The sequence below is a fragment of the Protofrankia sp. CiP3 genome, assembly GCF_917627345.1.
In the GTDB taxonomy this organism is placed as follows: Bacteria; Actinomycetota; Actinomycetes; order Frankiales; family Frankiaceae; genus Protofrankia.
Map to the genome: position 1 here is coordinate 1 of NZ_CAKJTM010000143.1, position 2980 is coordinate 2980.

General features: G+C 69.1%; 3 protein-coding genes and 1 pseudogene. All 4 read right to left on the bottom strand.

What is annotated here, in order from left to right; genetic code table 11:
- Positions 1-428: pseudogene (locus tag MJ797_RS24375) on the bottom strand (N-terminal phage integrase SAM-like domain-containing protein); the annotation flags it as partial.
- A gap of 260 nt (positions 429-688) precedes the next feature.
- Entirely contained in the window at positions 689-1021 is a 333-nt protein-coding gene (locus MJ797_RS24380) for a hypothetical protein (protein WP_239341669.1), read from the bottom strand.
- A gap of 190 nt (positions 1022-1211) precedes the next feature.
- Positions 1212-1406 carry a helix-turn-helix domain-containing protein gene (locus MJ797_RS24385; RefSeq protein WP_239341672.1) on the bottom strand — a complete coding sequence of 65 codons (195 nt, stop codon included), beginning with the start codon at positions 1404-1406 and terminating at the stop codon, positions 1212-1214.
- A gap of 30 nt (positions 1407-1436) precedes the next feature.
- On the bottom strand, positions 1437-2980 hold a 1544-nt coding region (locus MJ797_RS24390; protein WP_239341674.1), incomplete at its 5' end, for a replication initiator.

The window sequence follows — 2980 nt, forward strand, 5'->3', positions numbered from 1 at the left end:
ATGCGGAAACACTGCAACACCGTCGCCGCGGACAGGCCACCAGTGAGCAGCCCGTTGCGCCACGCCTCGACATGTTCGGGCTCAAGCCGGTGCCGCCCGAGAACCGGGCTGATCCGGTTGCGGACATACCCATCGTAGGTCGCCAACGTCGACGGGCGGACCCGCCCCGGCGCGATATGACCGACCCAGTGCGTCAACCACTGTTCGACCGTCAGCGGCTTGTCACCGATGACGATCTTTACGCCGTCTTCCTGCTGACGGTGAAGGGTGCGCAGCTTCTCGGCGACCTCGGCGCGAGTACGGCCTGACAGGTATTTGCGTTGCCGTTTCCCGCCAACCCACCCGAGATCGACGGTGGCGCGCCAGCGGCCGTCCGGTCCCTTGTAGATGGCACCTTCGCCGTTGCCCCGGCGCCGTTTCTTCGCCATCAGGCACCGTCCAGTGGAAGGCCTGCGGACCTGGACATGAAAGATCACTCCTTGCCGAAAGATGTAGGAGGAGGCGTGGTGGTCCGGGGTTCCGGTCCTCTGGGAGCGGGAGGGTCTGCCGGGGAACCGGCCGCGTCCAGGGCACTGACGTGTCACTACGTGATCGGCTTCGCCGACCCTGGACCCGTCCGGCCCCCCGGCAGATCAGGCGCCTACCAGAGGAACGGAAGAAAAATGGGGGTAAGGACCGCGAGAACCGATCAGCGCGGCTGATGCTGCGCGGGAACCGTCCGGTACGAGGCGATGTCGGGCACCCAGCCACCAGCCGGACCCCCGTGGGACGGGCGGGGTGCCGGCAAGGCCGTGCCCGGGATCGCCCGGAACACCAACACGACCTCGACGTCGCCGAGCGCTTCGATGAACACCGCGTCGGTAGGAATCCTGACAGCGGTCCGGGCGAGGTCGAACGGGTTGGCGCCGGGTTTGACGGTCATCTCGTAGTAGCCGTGGCTGGGGGTGTCGAGGCGGACGAAGGGCTGTCCGTCCGAGGGGTCGCGCGGCGGGTCATAGGCAGGCGGAATGATAGGGGTCACGGTCTGCGCTCCTTGCATCCGAAGGGTGCGGATCGAGGTTCCGGTGTGGTGTTCGAGCACCCACCGGGACCGCTTGTTTGATCTTTCGGGTTTCAGGCTGTGCGACGACCCGGAGGCCCACGGGCCGACACACGCCGCCAGGCGCACTGCCGATGCCTTGCCGTCCGCTCCGAGGCGGACCCGGCCCCGGTCATGCCGCTGCCTCCCCGCCGCAGAGACCGCAGAGCCGATCGACGTAGGCAACAAGCGCCGCCCGCGGGATGCGCCGGGACCGGCCGATCCGGACGGATTCGAGCTGTCCGGCGTTGAGCAGCTCGTAGACCGTGGTGCGGCTGACGCCGAGCAGGTCGGCGGCTTCGGTGGTCGTGAGAAGAAGCGTGTGCACGGTTCCTCCGGTGATCGTCACGAGTAGGGCTCAGGCCGCCCGGGGGATACTGGGGTCGGTTGCCGAAACCGGGCCGGGATGTTCGCGGGCCGCACGGGCCGCGTCCAGCTGGGTGCGCCAGTGGTGACGGTCCGCGACCGCGCGCAGGAGGAGATGTTCACGACGCGGAGCGGCTGGATCACCCGGTCGGAGAAGCTGCCAGACAACGCGATCAGGTCTGCCGCTGGCGGCGTCGTCGGTTCCGGTGTGGCCGAGGACCGCGAGTTGTTCCCGGACCCACGTCTTGCGATCTTCCCGATGGTCGGTAAGGGTCTTACCCGACCATTTCCGGCTGACGAGCACGCGGCGGCCGCCGAAACCGAGGGTTTCCCGCCGGTGCGCCTTACCCTTGCACCGACCCGGCACCAGCCCGGCCTTCGGGTTCTTCGGCTGCACCCCGTAGCGCAGCCAGTTCGCGCACATCGGCGCGCACGGCTCGTAGCGCAGCGCGTCGGCGAGCCGGTCGACGTGCGCCCGCTGCGCGTCGGTGGCGATGGCGTGGCAGGTATCCAAGCTTTTGGTCAGATACTTGGTCAGGTAACCGATCAACCGGCCGGTGTTCGCGCTGTTCGCGGTCACCCCGTCCGCGCGGACCTGCACCCCGAACCGGACGACATGGGTGGGTTCGGCATCCTCGCCGATCGCGTCCAGCGCCTCCTCCCAGGTCGGCAGGGCCGCGCCGGTGTCCGGGTCGGTGTAGCCGCCGGCCCGGTCGTCCCAGACCGGCAGCCGATCCGGGCTGTAGACCGGCCGGTCGCAGGATGGCCACCACACCTGGTGATAGGTCGCCGCCGCCACCTGGCGGAGCAGCACCCGGGGGATCGTGCCGCGCATCGCCGCATGCAGATGCGGGGCGAGGCGGCGTTGGGGTTCCAGGCAGGCGAAGTACTGCACGTCGTACCCCACGGCCCGGCGCAGGTTCTGCCAGAACCGATCCACGAGTTTCGGGAAGTGGATGGCGTCGCGGGCCGCCCGCCGGTAGTCATACCGGTCGGGGTTGACGGGGGTGCCGTCGCCGTTGACCCGGCCGTAGCTGTCACAGGTGAGCGTGAGGAACATCGACGGCCGCCACACCGTCCCATCCGGTCCGGTGAACGTCCGCCCCACCGTGCGCCGGTCCACCGGCAGCCGAGGCAGGTCCGGGGCATCCTGACGACGCCGGGTGGACCGGGTGCGTCGTGGCCGGTCCCGGCTGTCCGGCGCGGTCTTGCCCCGCACGCCGAGATCGTTCAACGCCGCGTCCACCTGCGAGATCAGATCATCGACCTCGGTGACCTGATCAAGGTCGTGAATGGTCACAGCATCCGTCCGGACGGCTTCAAGGTCCGCGCGGAGCCGGACCAGCGTCTTCGCGTCCTCGGTCGGCGGGTCGGGGTCGGGGAGTGGTTCGTCGTCGAGATGCCAGCCGGCCTGGCACTGGGCCATCCGCAGTTTCCGCGCCCGTTCCGCACACGGCGGGCACTTCGATGCCAGGGTGGCCCCGCACGGCACCGGGACGGTTTCCGTCTCCCCGGTAAGCAGGTTGACTTTCCGCA